This window comes from Acinetobacter sp. YH12094 (assembly GCF_013419295.1).
Classification (GTDB): domain Bacteria; phylum Pseudomonadota; class Gammaproteobacteria; order Pseudomonadales; family Moraxellaceae; genus Acinetobacter; species Acinetobacter amyesii.
The window spans coordinates 70,839-91,466 of record NZ_VPAK01000013.1 but is presented as its reverse complement, the minus strand read 5'-3'; the positions used below and the strand labels follow the sequence as shown (position 1 = coordinate 91,466).

Sequence of the window (20,628 nt, the reverse complement as noted above, 5' to 3'; positions counted from 1 at the left end):
TGGCGCTGTATTGGGCTTAGACATTATTGTGCATAAAAAGTGTGACTCACTCAAACATAAAATACTGAATTATCAGTATATATTTTAAAATATGGGCCATATTTCAATTTTTACATCACAGTTTACAATAAAGTAAATTTCAAAATAAAAGCCTTAGAACAATCAATATTCTAAGGCTTTGGGCTAAATCAATTCAGACTGAGTATGCTCTGGATTGTTAAGCACTACGTTTGATTTGTGATGCACGAAGTTCATTCGCAACCTGTTGAATCAAATCAATGGTTTTGTCCCAACCTAAGCATCCATCTGTTACAGACTGACCATAAGTCATGTCACAACTAATTTTTTGATTACCATCCACTAAATGACTTTCTAACATCACACCACGCACTTGGGTATGCTCACGCTCCGCAACAATTGTGCGTAATACTTCAGGTTGCTTCATTGGATCTTTATGGCTATTACCATGACTACAATCGATCACTAAAGCTGGTAAATCGCCTTTTGCTTTACTGCGAATTTTGTCTATTTCAGCCAAACTATAATTTGGACCTGTATTAGAACCACGTAAAATCAAATGTGCTTGCGGGTTGCCAACGGATTCTAAAATACACGGTAGGCCGGCTTGACTCATACCTAAAAACTGGTGTGGATGCGAAGCAGATTGAATGGCATCTAAAGCAATTTGGATTGAGCCATCTGTTCCGTTTTTGAAACCGATGCTGTATGGCATATGACTCGAGATTTCACGATGAATTTGTGATTCGCTGGTACGCGCACCGATTGCACCCCAAGCCAAAAGGTCATCAAAATAACCCGTCGCCATTGGGCTTAAAATTTCAGAGGCAATTGGCAAACCCATTTCAATAATTTGTAAGTACAGCTCACGTGATTTTTCTAAGCCCAACTGCATATTAGATGATCCATCTAAACTTGGGTCATACATATAGCCTTTCCAGCCCACTGTAGTACGTGGTTTCTCAATGTATGCGCGCATCACAAGAAAAATTTGATCTGAAACCTGTGCCTGCAATTGTTTTAATTTTTCAGCATATTCCAACGCAGCAATCGGATCATGGATTGAACATGGACCGGTAATAATCATTAGACGCGGGTCTAGACCTGTCAAAATATTTTGAATAGTTGCACGATGTGCAGCAATTTGTTCTGCAGCATGAACTGATAAAGGTAATTGTTGTTTCAGTTGATGTGGCAAGCTCAAAAGCGTTTCTTTTGGCCGTGTAGATTTCTGAATTTCTGAATTTTGAGTTTGTTGTAAAGCTGTATTTAGCGCATTCATTGGTTCTATTCCTTTGGACTGTACGTATAAACAGTCCGATCTTTTATCTGAGCGTTATGGGACTTTGGGACTTCAAGGCTTTAGACATAGACTGACTAAAGTAAAACCAATAACCGTTGCTAAAATATGAATTATTTACTGTAAACATGAGATTTCTCCAAAAATATTATAAAAATCAAGACATAAAAAAACCTGATCAGGGTTGCCGATCAGGTATAAACTTGGTGGGCAACCTTTTTCATGCCCGAACGCGTTCAGGCAATTATCTAAACTGCCAGAAGTAATAATATGCGTTTGAGATTAAAGGTTGCTTTAACATCTTGATTTCATCAAAAAGTATCTGTCTGAAAATTAAAATACGCTGTATTCATCGGTTTGACAATAGTTTTTTGCTATTTTGTTGTATTAAATAACGCTACAGTCAATAATTGCGAACTATTTTTAAAATTTGATGTATTGATTAATAAATAAACATTTATTAGACTGCACAACATTAGGCTGTTTAAAGCTTTTTTCCATTTATTTTTAATTCGAGTATTTGCCAATGAAGTAAGCCCTGTTTTTTTCATCATCAAATCCATTTTTTTGATGTGCAAACACATGGCTAATGACTTCGACTGCATTTTCACCAATATTGTCTTTTTTATAGAATAAAATTAGTTATTTGTTTTGCACATCTTTGCTATCGCAAGGTGCATCTATGACTCAAACGGCTTGTACAATTTCCAAATTAAGCTTGGAATTTCCTTCTAAAACACTTTTTAAAAACCTGAAATTTAACCTCAATCAACAACAGCTTTCGGCATGTATTGGTCGCAATGGTTTAGGAAAGTCCTGCATCCTTAAAATCTTACATGCGCAAAATCTGAAAGATCTCCCCTATGAAGGGGAAATTTCATGGAATGTACCACATGCCTATTTATCACAATTTTCTCGACTAGAAGCAGACACGATTGCTTCTGCAATCGGTGTAGAAGATTTATATAACGCATTTCAACATATCGAAATAGGCAATGCCAGTTTTGAAGACTATGAGCTGACTGAAAACCAGTGGCACCGTCCTGCACTATTGCAGCAACAACTTAAACAAGCTTCACTACCAACAGGTTTAAATTTCCCAGTCGCTCAGCTGAGTGAAGGTCAAAAAACCAAATTGGCTTTGTGTGCATTATTTTTAAAAACTGACCATTATTTACTTTTGGATGAACCTAGTAACCATTTAGATGCATCTTCACGTATATGGCTCATCGATCGTTTAAAAAACCATCCTGCGGGTGCATTCGTCGTCAGTCATGATCGAGGATTGCTGCAACATGTAGAGCATATCTATGCTTTAAATGAGTTTGGACTCAGTCATGTTACTGGAAACTATGAAGACTACGTTCAACAAAATGATCTGAAAAATAAAGCCTTACAGCGTAATGCTATGCAGAATCAGCGTGAGTTAAAACAACTCAAATTACAGCAACACGAAACACAGCTGAAAGCGCAAAAACGAGAACAACAAGGGCGTGTCCTACGCAAGTCAAGCACCCAAGCCAAAGTGTTACTCGATTTTAAAAAGGAACAAGCCGGTCAAAGCCTCGCTTCAGTTCAAACGCAACAGCAAAAGCAATTGGAAGAAAAGAGATCTCAACTGATTCAGTCACAGCAACAACTTGAGCATGTCAAAGAGCAGCTATTCGTTTTTCAACATCACGCTGAAAAAACAGGAGAAATCTTAAGAGTTAAACATTTTCATCGCAAAACATCTCAGCACCAGCCTTTCGACTTGGCCTTACAGGCAGGTGAAAAAATTCATTTAAAAGGAAAAAATGGTATTGGTAAATCTACATTTCTAAAGTATTTGAGTCAGACCACATCACAGTCTAGCCATGAAACGTTTTTGTCTGTGCATACCCTGTATTTAGACCAAAACTTGAGTGATTTATCACCTGAACTGAGTGTTTTGGACAGTTTGGCAAAGTTTAATCCTGAGGTTTCGTCAACGGAATGGCGTAATCAACTCGGTCAACTTAGAATCCGAGGTCAAAAAGCGGAACTGCCATTTCACTGTTTAAGTGGTGGTGAGCGTTTAAAAGTGACCTTGTTGGGCTTAAATTATTTAACACCGAATATTGAGCTTTTATTGTTAGATGAACCTGAAAATCACTTAGATATAGAGTCTAGAATGTTATTGGCTCAAGCCATTCAGCATTATACAGGTGCAGTGATCCTCGTTTCACATGATGCATATTTTTTAGAATCTTGTGGCATTCAGAATAGCGTGCAATTAGTTGAATAACTCTCGCTCGCTAGATATATCTAAAAAAGCCAAAGTAGATGAACGCTACTTTGGCGAATTTAATGCTTTAGAAATCATCCATTGGAAGCATTAAGGGCAATATTGCTAAACAATACTGTATTTTAACACCCGATTTTCTTCATGATTTTTTGTTTAAGGCGCTGCTGAAGTGAAGCTGAACGTTCCTTAAGCTCGGCACGCCAGTCATTTGGCACTGAACATTTCGCGAGTCGAACCCAAACGCTGGCAAACTGTTTGATAAAACTGGCTTCGTTGTAGTGAATACCATATTCCTCACAGAGTGCTTTAATTTTAGGTGCGGCTTCTGCATAGCGGTTTGCAGGCATATCTGGGAATAAATGGTGTTCAATTTGGTGACTCAAATTACCACTGAGTATATGCAACCATTGTGTTCCACTAAAATTACTTGAGCCACGAATTTGACGGAGATACCACTCTGCTCGAGTTTCATTTTCGGTATTATCCATCTCAAAGTTTTCCGCATCTTCTGTAAAATGGCCATTAAAGATGACAGCTGAAGCCCATAAGCTACGAATCACGTTGGCTACAGCATTTCCTGCAAATACAGGAATCGCATTGGGACCTGCAATAAGCGGGAAAAATACATAATCTTTAATCACTTGGCGCTTAATTTTCTGACGCACATCGGCTGCTTCATGCCATACATCTTTCCAAGTTTTGGTTTTATACGCAATAACATCTTCTAAATGTAAACGTTGAATGCCGACATACCACTCAAAGAAAACCATGAGTTGGGCTGCCAGTGGAATATTGAAAAGGAAACGTGGCTCCCACTTTTGCGATTCACTCACACGAATTAAACCATAACCGACATCATGGTCCATCCCCACAATATTGGTATAGGTATGATGCACATAGTTATGGGTATATTTCCAGTCTTGACCTGTGGCAATGGTATCCCAATCATAATTAGCACCATTTAAACTCGGGTCATTTAACCAATCAAACTGACCATGCATCACATTATGACCGAGTTCCATGTTCTCTACGATTTTAGAAATACCCAATAAACCCGTACCCATTAACCAAACTGGTGGAATCCAACCTGCAAACATCAACATGCCACGAGAAGCAATCTCGCTATAACGGACAAAATTGCGAATTTTATAAATATACTCTACATCTTTTTCACCTACACTCTGCATGATTTCACGTCGTATTTGCTCGACTTTTTCACCAAATTCAGCAGTTTGTTCGGGTGATAAATAACGTGACTTACTATTCGGACGAATATATATCGATTGATTCATGATGATGCCCCTGATTTGTTTTTATGCGGCTTGGGTTAGAGTTGAATACGTACAGGTGAAATTGCCTGAGAGACACATAATTTGATTTGTGTGTTATTCGCATGATCGATTTCGCCAGTAAGTAAGTTTTTCACTGAACCCTGCAATTTCGTACACGAACAAGTATTACAAATACCCATCCGACAACCATGCGCAGGTTTTAAACCGGCTTTTTCAGCACTTTCAAGTAAGTTACCTTCTGCTAAAAAATCTTGTTGGGCTAAACTAAAAGTGACAGGTTGAGCAGGCACTGAATCATCAGCAATCATCTGAAAATATTCAGTATTTAAATATTCTGAAAGCTTAAACTCACGATACAGTTGTTCAATGCTTTGCATCATTGGTGCTGCACCACAGGCATAGCAATCTCGCTGCTTAAAATCGGGGACCATGTGGTTTAGCACCTCTGGTGAGATATGTAATTTAGTTTTCAGCGTATTAATCGCATGTAAGTGTGCATGGTTTAATTGCTTCGCTAGTTGAATCAATTCATCCAAATACGCATCATCTCGATTGAAGTAAATCAGGTCAACCGTACGCCCAAGCTGAATCGCTTGTTTAAACAAAGTCATGATTGAGGTAATACCACTACCTGAAGCAAGCAGTAAAATTGGTCGATCCGAATTTAGCTTTAGGCCAAACTCACCTTGCGGTTGCGATAATTCAACAACATCACCTGTTTTTAATTGCGTCAGGCAATTGGACACTTTGCCTTGCTGTTTAACTGCAATCACCACATGACCTGATGTATTGATTTCGACGATGCTATAGCTACGTTGATGACGTACACCATCTTTGACCACTGTCACCAGAACACATTGGCCTGGTCGATAGTTTGCTACTTTAAAGTTGTGATTCGCTAAAAAACTCAGTTCATAAAACCCGATTCCCACACAACGTGATTTAACCAATTGTGCTTTTACACGTTTGTAGGCCCAAATTGCATCAAATTTTTCTGCAATAAAATCAATAAAATCTTCCCGAATCCACTCAGGCTTGTAACTTGTAGTTGTCATTTTTTGCCTCGGATAATGCATTAATATACATCTGTTTTTAAATTATGCTTACCTTATGTTTAGTGCTAATTTCCCACCATGTGAATTCGGGACAAAATCTATCATTTGGCATTTTTTATCATTTTATGTCTAACAATCTGTCACTTTTTGCAAATCCTAATTTAAAGTTTTGATTTGTTATAACGACACAAATAAAAAAACTAGGCCAAAGCCTAGTTTTTAAAACAGTACAAATTAACGCATTAATATTTAAATGATTAGTCGTTTAATCAAAAATATTTAAATCAAAGTTTAATCTTCAAAATGTACAACAGAGCGAATTGATTTACCTTCATGCATTAAATCAAAGGCTTCATTGATTTTATCCAGCCCCATGGTATGGGTCACGAATGGTTCAAGTTTGATCTCGCCTGACATGGCTTCTTCTACCATACCCGGTAATTGTGAACGACCTTTAACACCACCGAAAGCAGTGCCTTTCCAAGTACGACCTGTAACCAATTGGAATGGACGGGTTGAAATTTCTTGACCTGCACCTGCCACACCAATAATCACAGATTGACCCCAACCACGGTGAGCACATTCCAAAGCAGAGCGCATCACATTGGTATTGCCAATACATTCAAATGAATGGTCGACGCCCCAGCCTGTCATTTCTACAATCACTTCTTGAACTGGACGATCATAATCTTTTGGATTAACAAAATCTGTAGCGCCAAATTCTTCAGCCAGTTTGAATTTGTCAGGATTGGTATCTACCGCAATGATACGACCTGCTTTGGCTTTTTTAGCACCTTGTACCACAGCCAAACCAATACCACCTAAACCAAAGACTGCAACTGAGTCACCTTCCTGAACTTTAGCGGTGTTTTTAACTGCACCTAAGCCTGTAGTTACACCGCAACCCAACAAACACACATGCTCATGGTTCGCATCAGGGTTAATTTTTGCCAAAGACACTTCTGCAACCACAGTATATTCAGAGAATGTTGAACAGCCCATATAGTGATAAATCGGCTGACCATTATAAGAAAAACGTGTTGTGCCATCCGGCATTAAACCTTTGCCTTGTGTCGCTCGTACAGATACACAAAGATTCGTTTTACCCGATTTACAGAATAAACATTCACCACATTCTGCAGTATAAAGCGGAATAACATGATCACCCGGTTGCACTGAAGTCACACCTTCACCGACTTCAACCACAACACCTGCACCTTCATGCCCTAAAATTGCTGGAAATACGCCTTCAGGATCATCACCTGACAATGTAAATGCATCTGTATGACACACACCTGTATGGCTAATTTTGACTAAAACCTCACCTGCTTTAGGTGGTGCCACATCAATTTCAACAATTTCTAAAGGCTGACCCGGTCCAAAAGCAACGGCTGCACGTGATTTCATGTCTAAAAACATCCTGTATGGCTTATATTAACAGATGAGTTACAGTAACCTCTTTTTAAGCCTAGATACAACCTTAAAACATGATGTTATGATGAATTTTTCAAGGAATGATTAATGCTATTCGAATGATACAATTACGTGAAATAAGTTGTACTGTCGGTTTAACTGTTTCGATCAGCCTATTAACTGGATGCAGCTTACCTAGCAATCAGTCAAAAAAAGATGTCCCTATACAATCACATGCAGAAAAATGGATTACGTCTGCTACGGATTTAGAAAAATTACAACAAAAACAAACGGCTTATTTAGCCTTAGATGATGCCTTCTTAAGTATTGCATCTCGCCTGCATTTGATTCGAAACGCAAAATACACCATCGATTTGCAATATTATATTTGGGAAAATGATGCTATTGGGAATCTGATGTTTCAAGAATTACTGCATGCCGCTGACCGTGGGGTAAAAGTAAGGCTACTAATTGATGATCAAAACGGGACGAAACTCGATCCGACCTTACAATCCCTTTCAGCTCATCCCAACATTTCAATCAAACTGTTTAATCCCTATAAATTCAGAAAATTACGTGTCATTGATTATGCATTTCGCTTAAAGCACATTAACCATCGTATGCATAATAAATTAATTGTTGCCGATGGTTTTATAGGCGTAACTGGTGGTCGTAACATCAGTAATGAATATTTTGATGCCAGTGAAAGTTTTCAATTTACAGATTTGGACATCCTTTTCTATGGGGAAGCCATTCAACAAGCCAATCAAGTGTTTTTGAACTTTTGGAATGATGATTTAAGTTATTCTGTTCAGCAATGGATTGGTGCAGGTACAAAAGAAGACTTAAATCAATTAAGACAAACGTACCAAGAAAACTCTACAACGTTGACTAAAGATCAACAGCGCATTAACTATGCACAGCAACAACTGGCGGCTCAGCTTAAACTAAGACCGGTGAATTGGGCCGAAGCACATTTCATTGCGGATAGTCCGAATAAAATTCGTGGTGAGGCTAAAGAGCAAGAATTAATTTATAACCAATTTTCGACCTTGATGGGACAGCCCAAGGAACGCATGGAATTGGTTTCAGCTTATTTTGTTCCCACGCAACAAGGCACTGACTTTCTGACGGGTCTTGCAGGTAAAAATGTAGAAGTCCGTGTGTTAACCAATTCATTTTTAGCCAATGACGTCGCTGTCGTTCATGCGTTTTATCAGAAATATCGCAAAGACTTACTCGAAAATGGCGTGAAATTATATGAATTTAAACCTTATATAGAGCGTTCAAAACGCACATGGTATGAGGTCATAACTGGAAATATCATCCCCGCAAAAGGCAAAAATGCCTCTAGTTTGCATGCAAAATTTTTCGATATCGACGGAATGGTGTTTATTGGATCATTTAACTTTGATCCACGTTCCGCAAATTTAAATTCGGAAGTTGGCCTTGTCGTTAAGTCTGATCGATTACAAAACGATATTTCTGCCGCATTAAACCAATATTTACCGCAAATTGCGTATGAATTAAAACTGGATGAAAACGGCGAAATCATTTGGTTAGAGCATCAAAAAAATGGAAAAACCAAAACCTATACCCATGAACCTGAAACAACTCGATTCCAACGATTTAGTATAAAAGCAGTGTCATACCTCCCGATTGAATGGATGATGTAATGACAACGTACTGCTAAATGATTGAATTGCCCTCGTCGAGGCTATTTATTGAAATAATCTGATAAGTTCGATCAAGTCAAAAACGGTCTTAGTCTGTCTCGTTCATATGAGTGCTGGCTTTTGAAAAGAACCAAACCATTGACTTCACCCAGACATTCCACTTGGCCATAATTGGCTGCTTTCAGCGCGGCTAAATGTTCCTCAACTGACATATACAACTCATGATTTTGCTGTGCATGTGGTGCATATAAATGATCACATACAAAATACACGCCTTGTGTGTTTAACAACGTTTTTACAGTCCGATGAAACTCTGCTGCATACGCCTTATGCCTCAATTCATGTAAGGCCTGATGAATAATAATCACATCAAAGGTGCTGTTTTGATTGAAGTGAAGTGATTCTTCCCAAGCAGATTGTTTGAAATCCCCTGTTATAAAATTACATTTTAAGCGTTGCGCTGCACTTAGTTTTCCTTTTGCCAAGTCATGCATAGCTTCGGAAAAATCAAATGCTGTGTAATCTATATTTGGACAATGATTGATTAAAAACTCTGCCAAATAGCCTGGGCCTGAACCGAGTTCAAGCACGTGCGCATTCGGGTTTAAAGCCAAAATAGAGTCGACATACATTTGAAAGATGTCATAACGCCACGGTCGTTTAAGATTCACTTCAGCGGCCCATTGTTTAGCTTCGATTGGATCTTTTAAGTCTATGGGGCTGTGCACATCATTTATGTGAATATTATTTTCGCAATTCATTTATCTTAGACTTAATTTAGATAGATTGAATGCTATTTATACATAAAATATCTCAATAAAAGCAAAGGTTTTACTCACACTTGATGATGCTTTAACATCCACCGCTTATTTTGTTTTATCTCCCCCTAAAGTTTTCTAATGCAATTTTTTGATTTAAGCCGCCAATTTAATTTAAGTGATATTTTAACGCCTTTTACGACACTTCCTGAACTTGGTCATCAAGAATGGTTTTTGTCGAAAGTTCGGGTTGAGCATGACTGCTTATCTGACAATGACATAATTGAAGGCCAAGCTGTACTTAAATCTAATCACAATATTCAAATTGAGTTGGAATGGTTAATTCAAGATACAGGTCATGAATTACAGCTTTTATTTAAAGGCATTGAAACTGCAGCTAGCGAAGAAACTTTGGTGATCGTGAAAGGCGCGCAAATTGTAGATGATGCAAACAAAAAAGTTTCATCCCAGACTCTGAGTTTATGGATCGATGGCACTTTACTGCCTATGCTGCCTCATATTCGCAAAGAAATTAAAGCGCGTTTAAACCTTTGGGATTATGTTGAATATGATGGCTAATGCCTCGCCTGAAAAACTGTTTGGCCTTAAAAAAGGTAATCAATCACAGACCTGAAATCTGCATCATTTTTTAGTTAAGCTGTATCTTGCAATTTCAGCTCATTCAGACACTGCTGCAAAACATCAAATACTTTTTTGTCGATGCACTGCGCGACATTAAAACGCATGCATTGCCCTGCGTTCTGTGCTGAGCTGAATGAATTGCCTGGTGCAAGAATGATACCATGCGTCAAACAGCTTTTTGATAGCTGTGCTGCATCAATATTTGCAGGTAATTGACACCATAAAAAAATGCCAGCTTTGGGCATAACGACTGGATGAATGTCTAGATCTGCAAGTTTCTTTATGGTATCCATCATGTGTTTTTGTAGCTGTTTTTTGACCCATTCAATATGCCTTAAATAACTACTGTCCATAAGGGCTTGATAAATAATCTCTGCATTTAAATGACTGGTATTAAAATGGGTTGCAATATTCAAATCAATCAGCTGATCAATTATTGATTCGTGAGCAATGATATAACCACAGCGCACCGCAGCAGAAAGCGTTTTAGTAAAACTGCCAATTTGAATTACTTACTTTAAACCCAGTAAAGTTAAATAACGTGGCGCATGTAGATACTCAAATTCGGCAAAAATATCATCTTCAACGATTATTAATCCACTTTGCTCTGCCAATTTAGCAATTTCAAATGCCGTTTGCATAGAAAGTGCTGCACCAGTTGGGTTGTGTATGCCTGAGTTGGTTAAATAGATTTTGGGCTGAAACTGCAGCACTTGCTTAAATACTTCTACATCTGGACCATTTTTGCCATACGGTACTGTAATGTAATTCAGCCCATGTGCCTTAATCAGTGCCCTAAAATTAAAGTAACATGGATCATCGATCAGAACCGTATCACCAGTTTTAAGTAAATGCCGAAAAATCAGATCAATAGAATGTGTTGCAGAATCACTAATGAAAATCTGCTTCAAATTAAGCATTACATCATAAACCTCACCTTTACGAGCAATATAGCGGCGTAAATTTGTATGACCGTGTGGCGCCGTATAATCTATTAAGAAACTGCTATCAGATTTAGCAGCCGTTTTTAAGGCTTTACGTAAAGTCTGCTCTGGCATCCATTCTTTTGGCAGCCAGCCGCAACCGGGAATCAGCATACCTTCATGAGCATCTAGCGATTGGCGTGAAATCCACAACGGATCGACCTCTCGGTTATATTCAATAGCATGCTCATTTAATAAAACATTTGCAGTAGAACGTTTGCAGACATAATAGCCAGCTCCAATTCTTGACTCCAATACACCGCTACTGACCAACCGTGCATAGGCTTCTACAACAGTTGAAACCGAACAGCCCAACTGTTGGGAAAATTGACGTACCGAAGGAATGCGGCAGCCTTCAGAAAGCTGTTTCTGATCGATCAGTGTTTGGACTTGCTGCATGACCCATTCTATTTTTGTCATCTTTTCATTTCCTTATTCATGCTGCTTTAGTGAAATATTACGACACACTTTGAACTTATTAATTGACAGTTCAGTCTATTAATCGTTCTAAATCTTGGCTTTACAGCTTCTTCAAAGATGGCTATAGATGCAAATTGTATGGGTATTTTATCCATAACAGTTCTTTTTAATTGTATTTGACTGTATCTATTTCAGTCATACAGTACGGTATAAATTTTATTACATATCTTTAGACCAAAAATATGGAATGAACATGCAATTTGACCTCAAAGAAGTTCATCAGGGCTGGCTCAACGGTTTTATTGGCGTTGTTATTTTTGCAGGTTCTATGCCTGCAACCCGTGTTGCCGTTCAAGGCTTTAGCCCCGAATTTCTGACAGGCGCTCGCGCCTGTATTGCAGCTATTTTAGCATTGATACTTTTATTGGTTTTAAAGCAGCCTATGCCATCTATGCTGCAAATTAAATCCTTATGTATTGTTTCAACAGGTGTTGTCATTGGTTTTCCATTATTTACGGCACTGGCTTTACAAACAGAAACTGCGGCTCACTCTTTAATTTTTGTAGCTTTACTACTATTGGCCACGGCTTTTTTTGCAGTGCTACGTGCCAAAGAAATGCCTAAAAATGCCTTTTGGCTGTTTGCAGGTGCAGGCAGTGCTTTAGTCATCTTTCTGGTGTTAAAGGAATTTCTCTCGGTGACATCTATATAATTATTGCTGTTCTGCTCTGCGGATTGGGCTATGCCGAAGGTGGCGTACTGTCTAGAGCTTTAGGTGGATGGCAGGTCATTTGCTGGGCTTTAATCATTGCTTTGCCACTGATGCTGCCACTCTGCTGGCTCTATTTCCCAAACGATTTTCAACATATTCCTCTCAGCGCATATATTGGCTTAGCGTATGTGTCATTGTTCAGCATGTTAATCGGCTTCTTTTTTTGGTACAAAGGCTTAGCTTTGGGTGGAATTGCCAAAGTCGGTCAAATCCAGCTAGTACAGCCCTTTATTGGCCTTATGCTGTGCGCCGTATTATTAAATGAACAGATTAGCCTACTGATGATTGCGGTATCTTTAGCTGTAGTGAGCTGTGTTGTTCTAGCTAAAAAGTACGCTTAAATATTTTTTAAATTGCCTAATTTTAAAGCAAATACAGTGGCATGAATGACCAGTTCATTGCCATTGTTTAGCACAAAAATAGTGAAAAACTCTGATAGAGTGATATGCATAGACAATAATAAAAAAGGCAAAATCATGAATCATCAGAATTGGACACAAATTCGTAAAGTCGTTGCAAATGCCCAACGTGCGTCTATGCATTGCTCGATTGCTACGGTTGATCAAAATTACCAACCAACAATCACCCCAATTGGCACTTTATTTTTACATGAATCAACCTTTTCAGGTTTCTTCTTTGATACTTATTCAGCGTCACTGCGGGATAATTTAACAATGAATCCAAAAGCCTGCATACAAGCGATAGCAGCAAAGTCTTTTGGCTAAAATCATTAATCAATGGTCAATTCCAAGAATATCCAGGGATACGCCTATATGCTGAAATTGGTGAGTTACGGCCAGCAAGTGAAACAGAATTCGCTTTGGTTCAACAAAGAATTAAGGCATTAAAATGGACTAAAGGTAGCCGCCTAATTTGGAATAATTTTCATCAAGTGCGTGATTTTTCTGTACATGACTTCAAATGGGTACAATATCCTGCAATGATGCCTAAATCATCTTTCTAAGGAAAGCAACCATTGATAAAAGATTACACCCCAAGCTTTCTTATAGTAAGTCAATTTCTTTAAATAATTTACTATACGCTTCGGCTTTTTTTTCAAGTGCCAGTGGATAAGCCCTAGATGAAGACGGCATACGATATAAAGTCAAATTTCTGCCTGCAAATTCGGTACGAACAGCATGCCCAATGTGTGGTTTTTCAGTATTTTCTGGCATCGAGAGCATCAAAGTATCAGTCGCTTTGTCTCCCGTCGTCATAATACTGTGACAATTCGGCATTTTTTGAAGTAGCTTCGTAATATCGGTTGGCTGATAGATATGTAAAAACTTGTCTGATGCATTGCCTTTTAAACGAATCACTTGATAGGCCGTATCAAAAATGCCTATGCCTGTTTCATTTAAAAAATCTCGAATGAGCTGTTCTTTAAAAGTTTTGCTCTCTAGATTGAGAAAATGATTTTTATCCTGAAAAAAACATAGGCCAAAGATTTTCCACATGTCATTTTGGAAATTTGGATAGTAAAAATCCATTTTCCAGCGTGTTTTGGGTGGTGGAAAACTCCCTAGCATCAAGAGTTTCCCATTTGATGGCAAAAATGGCGCTAATGGATGCGTTTCAATTTGCGGATTCACGTCTGAAATATCTTTGCTCATGTAAATTTAACTTCGCCCAGTGGTTGAATCATAAAATGTCTATGAAAATTGTTCAGTGATTTGTTTTGCTATTTTTTCAGCCCATAACTGATAAATTTCTTTGCTCGGGTGAAAGCCGTCTTTTGCCATTTGTAAATTTTTTTCACGATATTCTTGTAAATCGTATTCAATTAGGCTTTGTTTTAATAAAATTTTTTAACAGCGCATTCATCTTCTGAGAATATTGTCCAAACAGCCATGACAATGGAAACGGTAAAGCTGGAAACTCATTCATTGGTGGCACACCTGAAATGATCAATAGCTGTGGTTGAAACTTTTCCTCGACAGCTTGATATAAGCGCTGCTGGAGCTTCAACCACTGGTCTGGTTGTTTTAATGCTGTGACATCATTGACACCAACAGAGCTGATCACGACATCAAAGTTCTGCGTTGTGACATTGTCCAAAGCATTGATGATTTGCTGGCTGTTACGCCCCGTTGTGGCTTCAAGGCAAAAGTGAACTTGATAATCAGGCGATAAAATTTTAAGCAATTGTCCCAATAGCGCATCCGACTGATGCTCGACGCCGACACCTGCTGCCGCTGAATCACCTAGTATTAATACCGATAATGGTCGATTACCCTGACCACTCATCCCACAACGTTCTCCCATCGGTTCTGCTAAACGTGGTGTATTTTTTTTCACACGGTAACCTTGGATCAGTAATGCAGGTAACAGCAGCAGTGTTGATACTTTGAGTAGCATAATATTTAGCAATGATTGAGAGCTTGTCGACTGCATTATTTTAATTAGTTTAAAAAACAAAGCATTGACTCTATTGTTATTTTTCTACATTTTCTTTTTTTAAAAGCACCATTCTGCGGCATATTGCTAGTTTTTTATATTAATAATGATTATCATTTATGAGTTTTCATCCTACCTATTTTATTATTTCAATGAAAAAACTTTCCCCACTTTTTTTAGCTTGCTCTATGAGCATTGCTGTTTCTTCTGCTTTTGCCCAAACTCAAAATTCACCCGCTTTAACCGATACAACAGAAAAAAAACATTTCCCCTATGCTGCTGCATGTGAAGATGTCAAAGCGCAAAGCCAAATATTACTAAAACTACAACATCAGTTAAATCAAAATCCAAAACAACATGCTCAAATACTAGAAGATTTTTGGAAGCGTGTAGAGCTTATGGGTACACCAATCATCGAAAACTATGATGAACAACATAGCCGCATAGTTTTCTTATGGAAAGGTGCGCAGCATAATGTTCGTCTTATTGGTGGCCCGAGTAATGACCATGAATGGTTAACACGCCTACCAAATACCGATATTTGGTTTAAAGAATCGATTATTGATCATCGTTATATTGGCAGTTATAGCTTTGCTGTCGACTTACCGAACTTAGAAGGTTATCTGTCAAATTATTGTCCGCATCTGAATCCTAAACTTAAAGAATCAAGAATGCAGCGTCGTGCTGTGATACAAGTACAACGCATCGATCCTTTCAACAAAAACACTTATCTCGCAAGTGATGACACATCAGGCTTGCGTAATGAAAATTTAGTGGCGCTTAAAGATGCCCCGCCTTTTATTGATCCAAAACAATATCCAAATGTTAAACAGCCCCAATTACAAGAGTTTGTTCTAGACAGCAAAATTTTGAATAACTCACGTAAAATCCAAATTTACCAATCTAAAGCTAAGAAAAATCAAAGCTATATCACCGCTATATTTTTTGATGGTCAGCAATATAACGAGTTGCTGAATGTGCCAAAGGCATTAGATATATTAGTTGAGCAAGGTCAGTTACCGCCAATTCAAGCCATATTTGTTTCTCCACCGAATGATCAGGAACGACCTAAAGAATTAACACCTAATGCAAAATTTTCAGCATTTTTTAGTGATGAACTGATGCCTTGGATTCAAAAAAATGCACCTGCAAAAGTCGATTCGAAGAAAACGGTACTACTTGGGTCAAGTCTTGGCGGTTTAAGTTCAGCTTATTTAGCCTTAGAAAATCCAAATCAAATTAGTCATGTCGTACCGTTATCTGGATCATTTTGGTGGCAAAATGCGCCGACAGACCTCCCTAATGGCATGAGTAAAATCATTCGTGATAAAACCTCACAACCTAAACAGCATTGGTTTATTACTGCTAATAGTTATGAAAGCTCACGCAATAATAATGAACTGAGTATTTTAGAGACTTCGCCTATTGTTGCAGCCGACTTAAAAAATAAAGGTCATGATGTACATTACCAATCGTATATAGGCGGACATTCCTACGCGGTATGGCAAGTTGCCTTGCAAGATGCGCTCAAGCATTTTTTTGCACACAAGTAATTTATAAAAGTTTAGATCATAAAAAAGCCCTCAATTGAGGGCTTTTTTTGAAGCTAGTACTGATTTAATTCCAGCGATTTATGCGTTTAAAGGTTCCAAAATCATTGAAACGTACACCAACCTCACGCATGACTTGGTGTGCAGTTTTTGCGGTTAGATGACGAATATAAAACGGCTCTTTGACCACAAAATGGTGGATGGCATGGGTCGAACCAAAGTTAAAGCAAAATAATTGCATTGGGAACAACCACCACGGATTTAACACCTGAGTTTGTTTAATGACATCGCGTGGGTCAATATCACCATAATAATGCATATTTGAGCTGATAAATTGTAAGCAGAAAGAACGTATAAAGTTCGGAATAATCCAAATCACAGCTAAAAAATTAATCGTTGGAATTAATTTCACTAAATTGACTGACCAACTAATACTTTGTCCTAACATTGGAGCAATACCATTCACCACATGATAAATGACAAATACATACCAAATGCCGTAATAAACAAAACTTAAAGGAAAAAAACCAGTCAGCTGAGAAAAGAATGCAGTTTTACGTTCTTTTTCAGGCTGTTTTTCAATGAATGTCCTAATCATCTTGAACATTTGAAATGGGCGCAAATAAACCGTCATCAATTGATCGCTAATGACCAATAGACGACGTAATCCCCAAGGCATGCCATTACTAATGCCCCGTTCTTCCAAATCGTATTCTGAACCTGAATACTTATGATGATTGAGGTGCAAACGACGACGTGCCCAAGGACTAATAGTATTCGGACGTGCTAACCACACCAAGGCCAACATGAGATGGTGAGCCCACGGCGTCTTTTTAAAGTACATATAATGAATCAGGTCATGTTCTAATTCATGTGTCAGTGAAGCAAACATCGCCACCAAAATCACACAAGCCCATGCCGGTAAAATGCCAACAGCAAACGCCCAAGCTGAACCCAACATTCCTAGTAGCGCAAAAATAAGGATGGCTGCGCCTATAAAGTTTTGATGTTTTAAAATGGGATATTGCTGACGTAAGTCTTCACCAGCTTTCGTTACGACAGTTCTGACTTTGTTAATTCGCTGTTGATCTGTCATATCGGAAGACATAGACATAGTACAAACCTAAAAATTAATGAACAGTTGTACATTAAAGCAAATTAAAAAAAAGGAAATCGCTATTTTGAGAACAAATCATCGTCTGTTCAAATATTCAACATTTTATTTATTTTCAATATCTTATTTATAAATAATCTGAGTAATTACTCCAATTTTTCTTTGTAAAGTCAGCTGCTTTTAATATCTTTTCATCACAGGTTTTATGTATTCCTTTTTAACCTACAGAGGATGACGAATATCATTTGAGAATAATAAAGCCCCAAAATTGGAGCTTTATTATTGCATAAAGGTTTAACCCAATTTATTCACGATCTTTAACGGCAATACTTTCATCGCAAGACCTAAAGGTAACCATGGCCATTGTGGTACATAGGCTTTAACCGGTGCTTTCTCAATTGCTTTTGCTAAAAGATGTGAACCCGTTTTTTCGTCGACTTCAAATGGTAGTTTTTTCGCACCTTCATTGATCTCCGTACGAATATAACCAGGGAAAATAGTCGTCACTTTAATTGGGGTATCAATCAGCTCTGCACGAATACCTTCAGCTAGAGCAGCAACACCTGCTTTACTTGCACCATAAGCCGTTAAATGTTTAGGCATACCACGCATAGCACTCATCGACGAAATCACCACCAAATGCCCTGCATTTTGGCTACGGAAAATTTCAACCGCAGCTTCGCATTGCGCCAAAGCAGAGATAAAGTTAGTTTCAACTGTGGCGCGGTTAATTTCAAAATTACCTTTACCAATACGACGACCTTCACCGACACCTGCGTTGACAATAACACGGTCAATACTGCCAAAATCTGCTTTAAAGGCACGGAACACTTCAAATACTTGATCGTAATTTGTGACATCGAGGGTTTTCGCAATCACTTTGATGCCATATTGGCTTTCCAGTTCCTGTTTTAGTGTTTCTAGACGCTCTAAACGACGTGCACAAATGGCCAAGTTGTAGCCTTTTTGTGCAAACTCGCGTGCCATTCCTGCACCAATTCCCGAGCTTGCACCTGTAATTAAAATTGTTTTAGCCATGATAATTCCTTTGTTTACCTTAGATCCAAGTCAATAAATTTGGATCAACTGCTTTTATAAAATGGTGTTCATTTAAACTGAGTAATTGCGGTTCATTTCCAACCAAACGCAGTGTTGTCATACTGGTATTGGCAATGGCCCAATTAAGTGCAAATGTTTTTTCAGGACTCAGCCCTAAAATTTTACCTACGGCAACGGAGATCACCCCACCTGAACTAAACACAACGGCATAACGCGGTTTGGTTTCAGCCAGTTGACTGCATAACTTATCTAGCACTGTTTCGACTCGATTTTTAAAATGTGGCCAAGATTCATCGTATTCATGATGAAATTCTCCGCCTGTCCAACGTTCAATAGCACCTTCAAAAATTTTAGATAAATAAGCACGCGGGTTTTCATGCTTAGATACATCTTCTTTTAATAAATGCGGCTGGTTAAATCGAGGTTCATATTGAGCAAAAACTTGCTGATGATTAAATTCATTCCATGCGTTATCTGTATCAACTTGTGCTTCTGGAAAGCATTCAGCCAATGCAAGATTGGCTGTTTGTTGATGACGTTGCATGGAGCCCGCAACCACATAAGGACTTTCTTTTAAAATACGGTCGAAATACTGTCCCAGCACCTTAGCCTGTAGCTCACCGTTGGGAGAAAGCTTGTCATAGCTTTCCGCACCAAAAGAAGCCTGACCGTGCCGAATTAAATATATCGTGGTCATTTCCCTAAAATATCCTTCATTTTTTCAATATATTTTTGTGCCACGTCATTGGCTTCAAGTTTTTGCAAACCAATAAGTTTTAAGGCACGAATATGCAAAGCATGGATCACAATCCAAAAATCTTTAAATGCCGGATTATTGGTTTGCTTGTGGTAAAAGCGATAATAAATTTGCTGTGCAATTACCGCTAAACGGAAAATGCCGAACACTTCATAAAAGGTCCAATTGTCCGTTTGAAGACCAGTTTTTTCTAAGTAATATTCAACGACTTCTTTACGGCTAAACATACCTTTCAAGTTAGTCGGCTGGCGTCGAGTCGCTTTAAAAATTGCGTTATCGCCACTTTCAACCCAATACGCTAAAGCTGAACCCAAGTCCATCAATGGATCGCCAAGCGTAGCCATTTCCCAATCCAATACGCCAATCACTTGGGTAGGATCATTTGGATCTAATATCACGTTATCAAAACGCCAATCGTTATGAATTACACAGGTTTTAGAGTCAGCAGGAATATTGTCTTTGAGCCAATTACGGACATATTTAAAAGAAGGAACATTTAAGGTTTTGGCTTTTTCATAGCGTGCGTCCCAACCTTCCACTTGACGACGACAGTATCCATCGCCCTTACCTATTTTTTCTAAAGCGGTGCCTTCATAAGGCACTTGATGCAGTTCAATTAACTTATCGATGACGTTGGTACACAACGCTCGAACTTGAGTTTCATCAAAATTAATTTCTTTGGGTAAGTTTGCACGTGGAATGATACCTTCTACGCGTTTCATTACATAGAAATCACAGCCAATCACTGATTCGTCCTGACAAAGTGCCACCATCTCAGGGAGTACAGGATAAAATTCAGATAATGCCTTCTGAACGTTATACTCACGTGCCATATCATGTGCAGACTTGGCTTTGGTGCCTTTCGGTGGACGACGTAAAATTAAATCAGCATTGTCGTATTTTAAGCGATAAGTCCAATTTGATGCACCACCTGAATATTGAGTGACTTCTACAGGCCCTTCTATTTCAACGCCATGTTCAATCAACCAATTTCCTACAGCACGGACATCCAGTTCTTCACCCTCACGAACTGAACCGCCTACATCGATCACTGACATGCTTTTCTTCCTAAACTTGAATCTATCATGATGATAAAAATATAATTTTCTATAGTTTTATAGCATGGACAACTCAGGGTTGCCATGCCAAATATGTG

The 20,628-nt window shown here is 38.4% G+C and carries 14 protein-coding genes and 4 pseudogenes; 6 read left to right on the top strand and 12 right to left on the bottom strand.

Annotated elements, in window-relative coordinates; genetic code table 11:
* Positions 1–217 precede the first annotated feature (217 nt).
* Complete coding sequence (locus FTU34_RS11450; RefSeq protein WP_180035752.1) at positions 218–1,300, bottom strand: 3-deoxy-7-phosphoheptulonate synthase; 1,083 nt, start codon at positions 1,298–1,300, stop codon at positions 218–220.
* Positions 1,301–2,000: 700 nt separating this feature from the next.
* Here FTU34_RS11450 and FTU34_RS11445 point away from each other — a divergent pair.
* A complete protein-coding gene (locus tag FTU34_RS11445) occupies positions 2,001–3,584 on the top strand; it encodes an ATP-binding cassette domain-containing protein (protein WP_180035751.1) in 1,584 nt (527 codons plus the stop codon).
* Between the two features lie 122 nt (positions 3,585–3,706).
* Here FTU34_RS11445 and FTU34_RS11440 read toward each other — a convergent pair whose 3' ends face one another.
* From FTU34_RS11440 to FTU34_RS11430, 3 genes are all read right to left on the bottom strand, one after another.
* Entirely contained in the window at positions 3,707–4,876 is a 1,170-nt protein-coding gene (locus FTU34_RS11440; protein WP_180035750.1) for an acyl-CoA desaturase, read from the bottom strand.
* Positions 4,877–4,911: 35 nt separating this feature from the next.
* Positions 4,912–5,931, bottom strand: a complete 1,020-nt coding sequence (locus tag FTU34_RS11435; RefSeq protein WP_180035749.1) for a flavin reductase family protein — start codon at positions 5,929–5,931, stop codon at positions 4,912–4,914.
* Positions 5,932–6,222: 291 nt separating this feature from the next.
* Positions 6,223–7,338, bottom strand: a complete 1,116-nt coding sequence (locus FTU34_RS11430; RefSeq protein ID WP_180035748.1) for an S-(hydroxymethyl)glutathione dehydrogenase/class III alcohol dehydrogenase — start codon at positions 7,336–7,338, stop codon at positions 6,223–6,225.
* 125 nt (positions 7,339–7,463) lie between these two features.
* On the opposite strand from FTU34_RS11430, the gene FTU34_RS11425 reads away from it, so the two are divergent.
* Positions 7,464–9,020 carry a phospholipase D family protein gene (locus FTU34_RS11425; RefSeq protein WP_180035747.1) on the top strand — a complete coding sequence of 519 codons (1,557 nt, stop codon included), beginning with the start codon at positions 7,464–7,466 and terminating at the stop codon, positions 9,018–9,020.
* Between the two features lie 71 nt (positions 9,021–9,091).
* On the opposite strand, the gene FTU34_RS11420 is transcribed toward FTU34_RS11425, so the two are convergent.
* Entirely contained in the window at positions 9,092–9,781 is a 690-nt protein-coding gene (locus FTU34_RS11420; protein ID WP_218948585.1) for a class I SAM-dependent methyltransferase, read from the bottom strand.
* Positions 9,782–9,919: 138 nt separating this feature from the next.
* Between FTU34_RS11420 and FTU34_RS11415 the strand changes: the two genes are divergently transcribed.
* Positions 9,920–10,357: a hypothetical protein gene (locus FTU34_RS11415; protein WP_180035746.1), complete on the top strand. Its 438-nt coding sequence runs from the start codon at positions 9,920–9,922 to the stop codon at positions 10,355–10,357.
* Positions 10,358–10,431: 74 nt separating this feature from the next.
* On the opposite strand, the pseudogene FTU34_RS11410 reads toward FTU34_RS11415, so the two are convergent.
* Positions 10,432–11,823 (bottom strand): annotated as a pseudogene (locus tag FTU34_RS11410) (PLP-dependent aminotransferase family protein).
* 253 nt (positions 11,824–12,076) lie between these two features.
* On the opposite strand from FTU34_RS11410, the pseudogene FTU34_RS11405 reads away from it, so the two are divergent.
* A pseudogene (locus FTU34_RS11405) lies at positions 12,077–12,936 on the top strand (DMT family transporter).
* Between the two features lie 132 nt (positions 12,937–13,068).
* A pseudogene (locus tag FTU34_RS11400) lies at positions 13,069–13,559 on the top strand (pyridoxamine 5'-phosphate oxidase family protein).
* A 40-nt stretch (positions 13,560–13,599) separates the two neighbouring features.
* On the opposite strand, the gene FTU34_RS11395 reads toward FTU34_RS11400, so the two are convergent.
* Complete coding sequence (locus FTU34_RS11395) at positions 13,600–14,208, bottom strand: uracil-DNA glycosylase family protein (RefSeq protein WP_180035745.1); 609 nt, start codon at positions 14,206–14,208, stop codon at positions 13,600–13,602.
* A gap of 39 nt (positions 14,209–14,247) precedes the next feature.
* Positions 14,248–14,953 (bottom strand): annotated as a pseudogene (locus FTU34_RS11390) (SGNH/GDSL hydrolase family protein).
* Positions 14,954–15,180: 227 nt separating this feature from the next.
* Between FTU34_RS11390 and FTU34_RS11385 the strand changes: the two are divergent.
* Positions 15,181–16,545, top strand: coding sequence for an alpha/beta hydrolase-fold protein (locus FTU34_RS11385; protein WP_180035744.1), 1,365 nt, complete (start codon positions 15,181–15,183; stop codon positions 16,543–16,545).
* A gap of 64 nt (positions 16,546–16,609) precedes the next feature.
* Here FTU34_RS11385 and FTU34_RS11380 read toward each other — a convergent pair whose 3' ends face one another.
* From FTU34_RS11380 to FTU34_RS11365, 4 genes are all read right to left on the bottom strand, one after another.
* Positions 16,610–17,656, bottom strand: a complete 1,047-nt coding sequence (locus FTU34_RS11380; protein ID WP_078193818.1) for a fatty acid desaturase — start codon at positions 17,654–17,656, stop codon at positions 16,610–16,612.
* A gap of 294 nt (positions 17,657–17,950) precedes the next feature.
* Positions 17,951–18,694 (bottom strand): SDR family oxidoreductase, encoded by a 744-nt coding sequence (locus FTU34_RS11375; protein ID WP_078190968.1) that lies wholly within the window; start codon positions 18,692–18,694, stop codon positions 17,951–17,953.
* Between the two features lie 19 nt (positions 18,695–18,713).
* On the bottom strand, positions 18,714–19,412 hold the full coding sequence (locus FTU34_RS11370; protein ID WP_180035743.1) for a histidine phosphatase family protein: 699 nt from the start codon (positions 19,410–19,412) through the stop codon (positions 18,714–18,716).
* On the bottom strand, positions 19,409–20,530 hold the full coding sequence (locus FTU34_RS11365) for a phosphotransferase family protein (RefSeq protein WP_078193821.1): 1,122 nt from the start codon (positions 20,528–20,530) through the stop codon (positions 19,409–19,411). Before FTU34_RS11365 ends, FTU34_RS11370 begins: the two co-directional genes overlap by 4 nt.
* Positions 20,531–20,628 lie beyond the last annotated feature (98 nt).

Coding starts and splice junctions, on each gene's coding strand:
- FTU34_RS11450 (WP_180035752.1), bottom strand. CDS start 1,300: ATGAATGCGCTAAATACAGCTTTACAACAAACTCAAAATTCAGAAATT.
- FTU34_RS11445 (WP_180035751.1), top strand. CDS start 2,001: ATGACTCAAACGGCTTGTACAATTTCCAAATTAAGCTTGGAATTTCCT.
- FTU34_RS11440 (WP_180035750.1), bottom strand. CDS start 4,876: ATGAATCAATCGATATATATTCGTCCGAATAGTAAGTCACGTTATTTA.
- FTU34_RS11435 (WP_180035749.1), bottom strand. CDS start 5,931: ATGACAACTACAAGTTACAAGCCTGAGTGGATTCGGGAAGATTTTATT.
- FTU34_RS11430 (WP_180035748.1), bottom strand. CDS start 7,338: ATGAAATCACGTGCAGCCGTTGCTTTTGGACCGGGTCAGCCTTTAGAA.
- FTU34_RS11425 (WP_180035747.1), top strand. CDS start 7,464: ATGATACAATTACGTGAAATAAGTTGTACTGTCGGTTTAACTGTTTCG.
- FTU34_RS11420 (WP_218948585.1), bottom strand. CDS start 9,781: ATGAATTGCGAAAATAATATTCACATAAATGATGTGCACAGCCCCATA.
- FTU34_RS11415 (WP_180035746.1), top strand. CDS start 9,920: ATGCAATTTTTTGATTTAAGCCGCCAATTTAATTTAAGTGATATTTTA.
- FTU34_RS11395 (WP_180035745.1), bottom strand. CDS start 14,208: ATGAGCAAAGATATTTCAGACGTGAATCCGCAAATTGAAACGCATCCA.
- FTU34_RS11385 (WP_180035744.1), top strand. CDS start 15,181: ATGAGCATTGCTGTTTCTTCTGCTTTTGCCCAAACTCAAAATTCACCC.
- FTU34_RS11380 (WP_078193818.1), bottom strand. CDS start 17,656: ATGTCTATGTCTTCCGATATGACAGATCAACAGCGAATTAACAAAGTC.
- FTU34_RS11375 (WP_078190968.1), bottom strand. CDS start 18,694: ATGGCTAAAACAATTTTAATTACAGGTGCAAGCTCGGGAATTGGTGCA.
- FTU34_RS11370 (WP_180035743.1), bottom strand. CDS start 19,412: ATGACCACGATATATTTAATTCGGCACGGTCAGGCTTCTTTTGGTGCG.
- FTU34_RS11365 (WP_078193821.1), bottom strand. CDS start 20,530: ATGTCAGTGATCGATGTAGGCGGTTCAGTTCGTGAGGGTGAAGAACTG.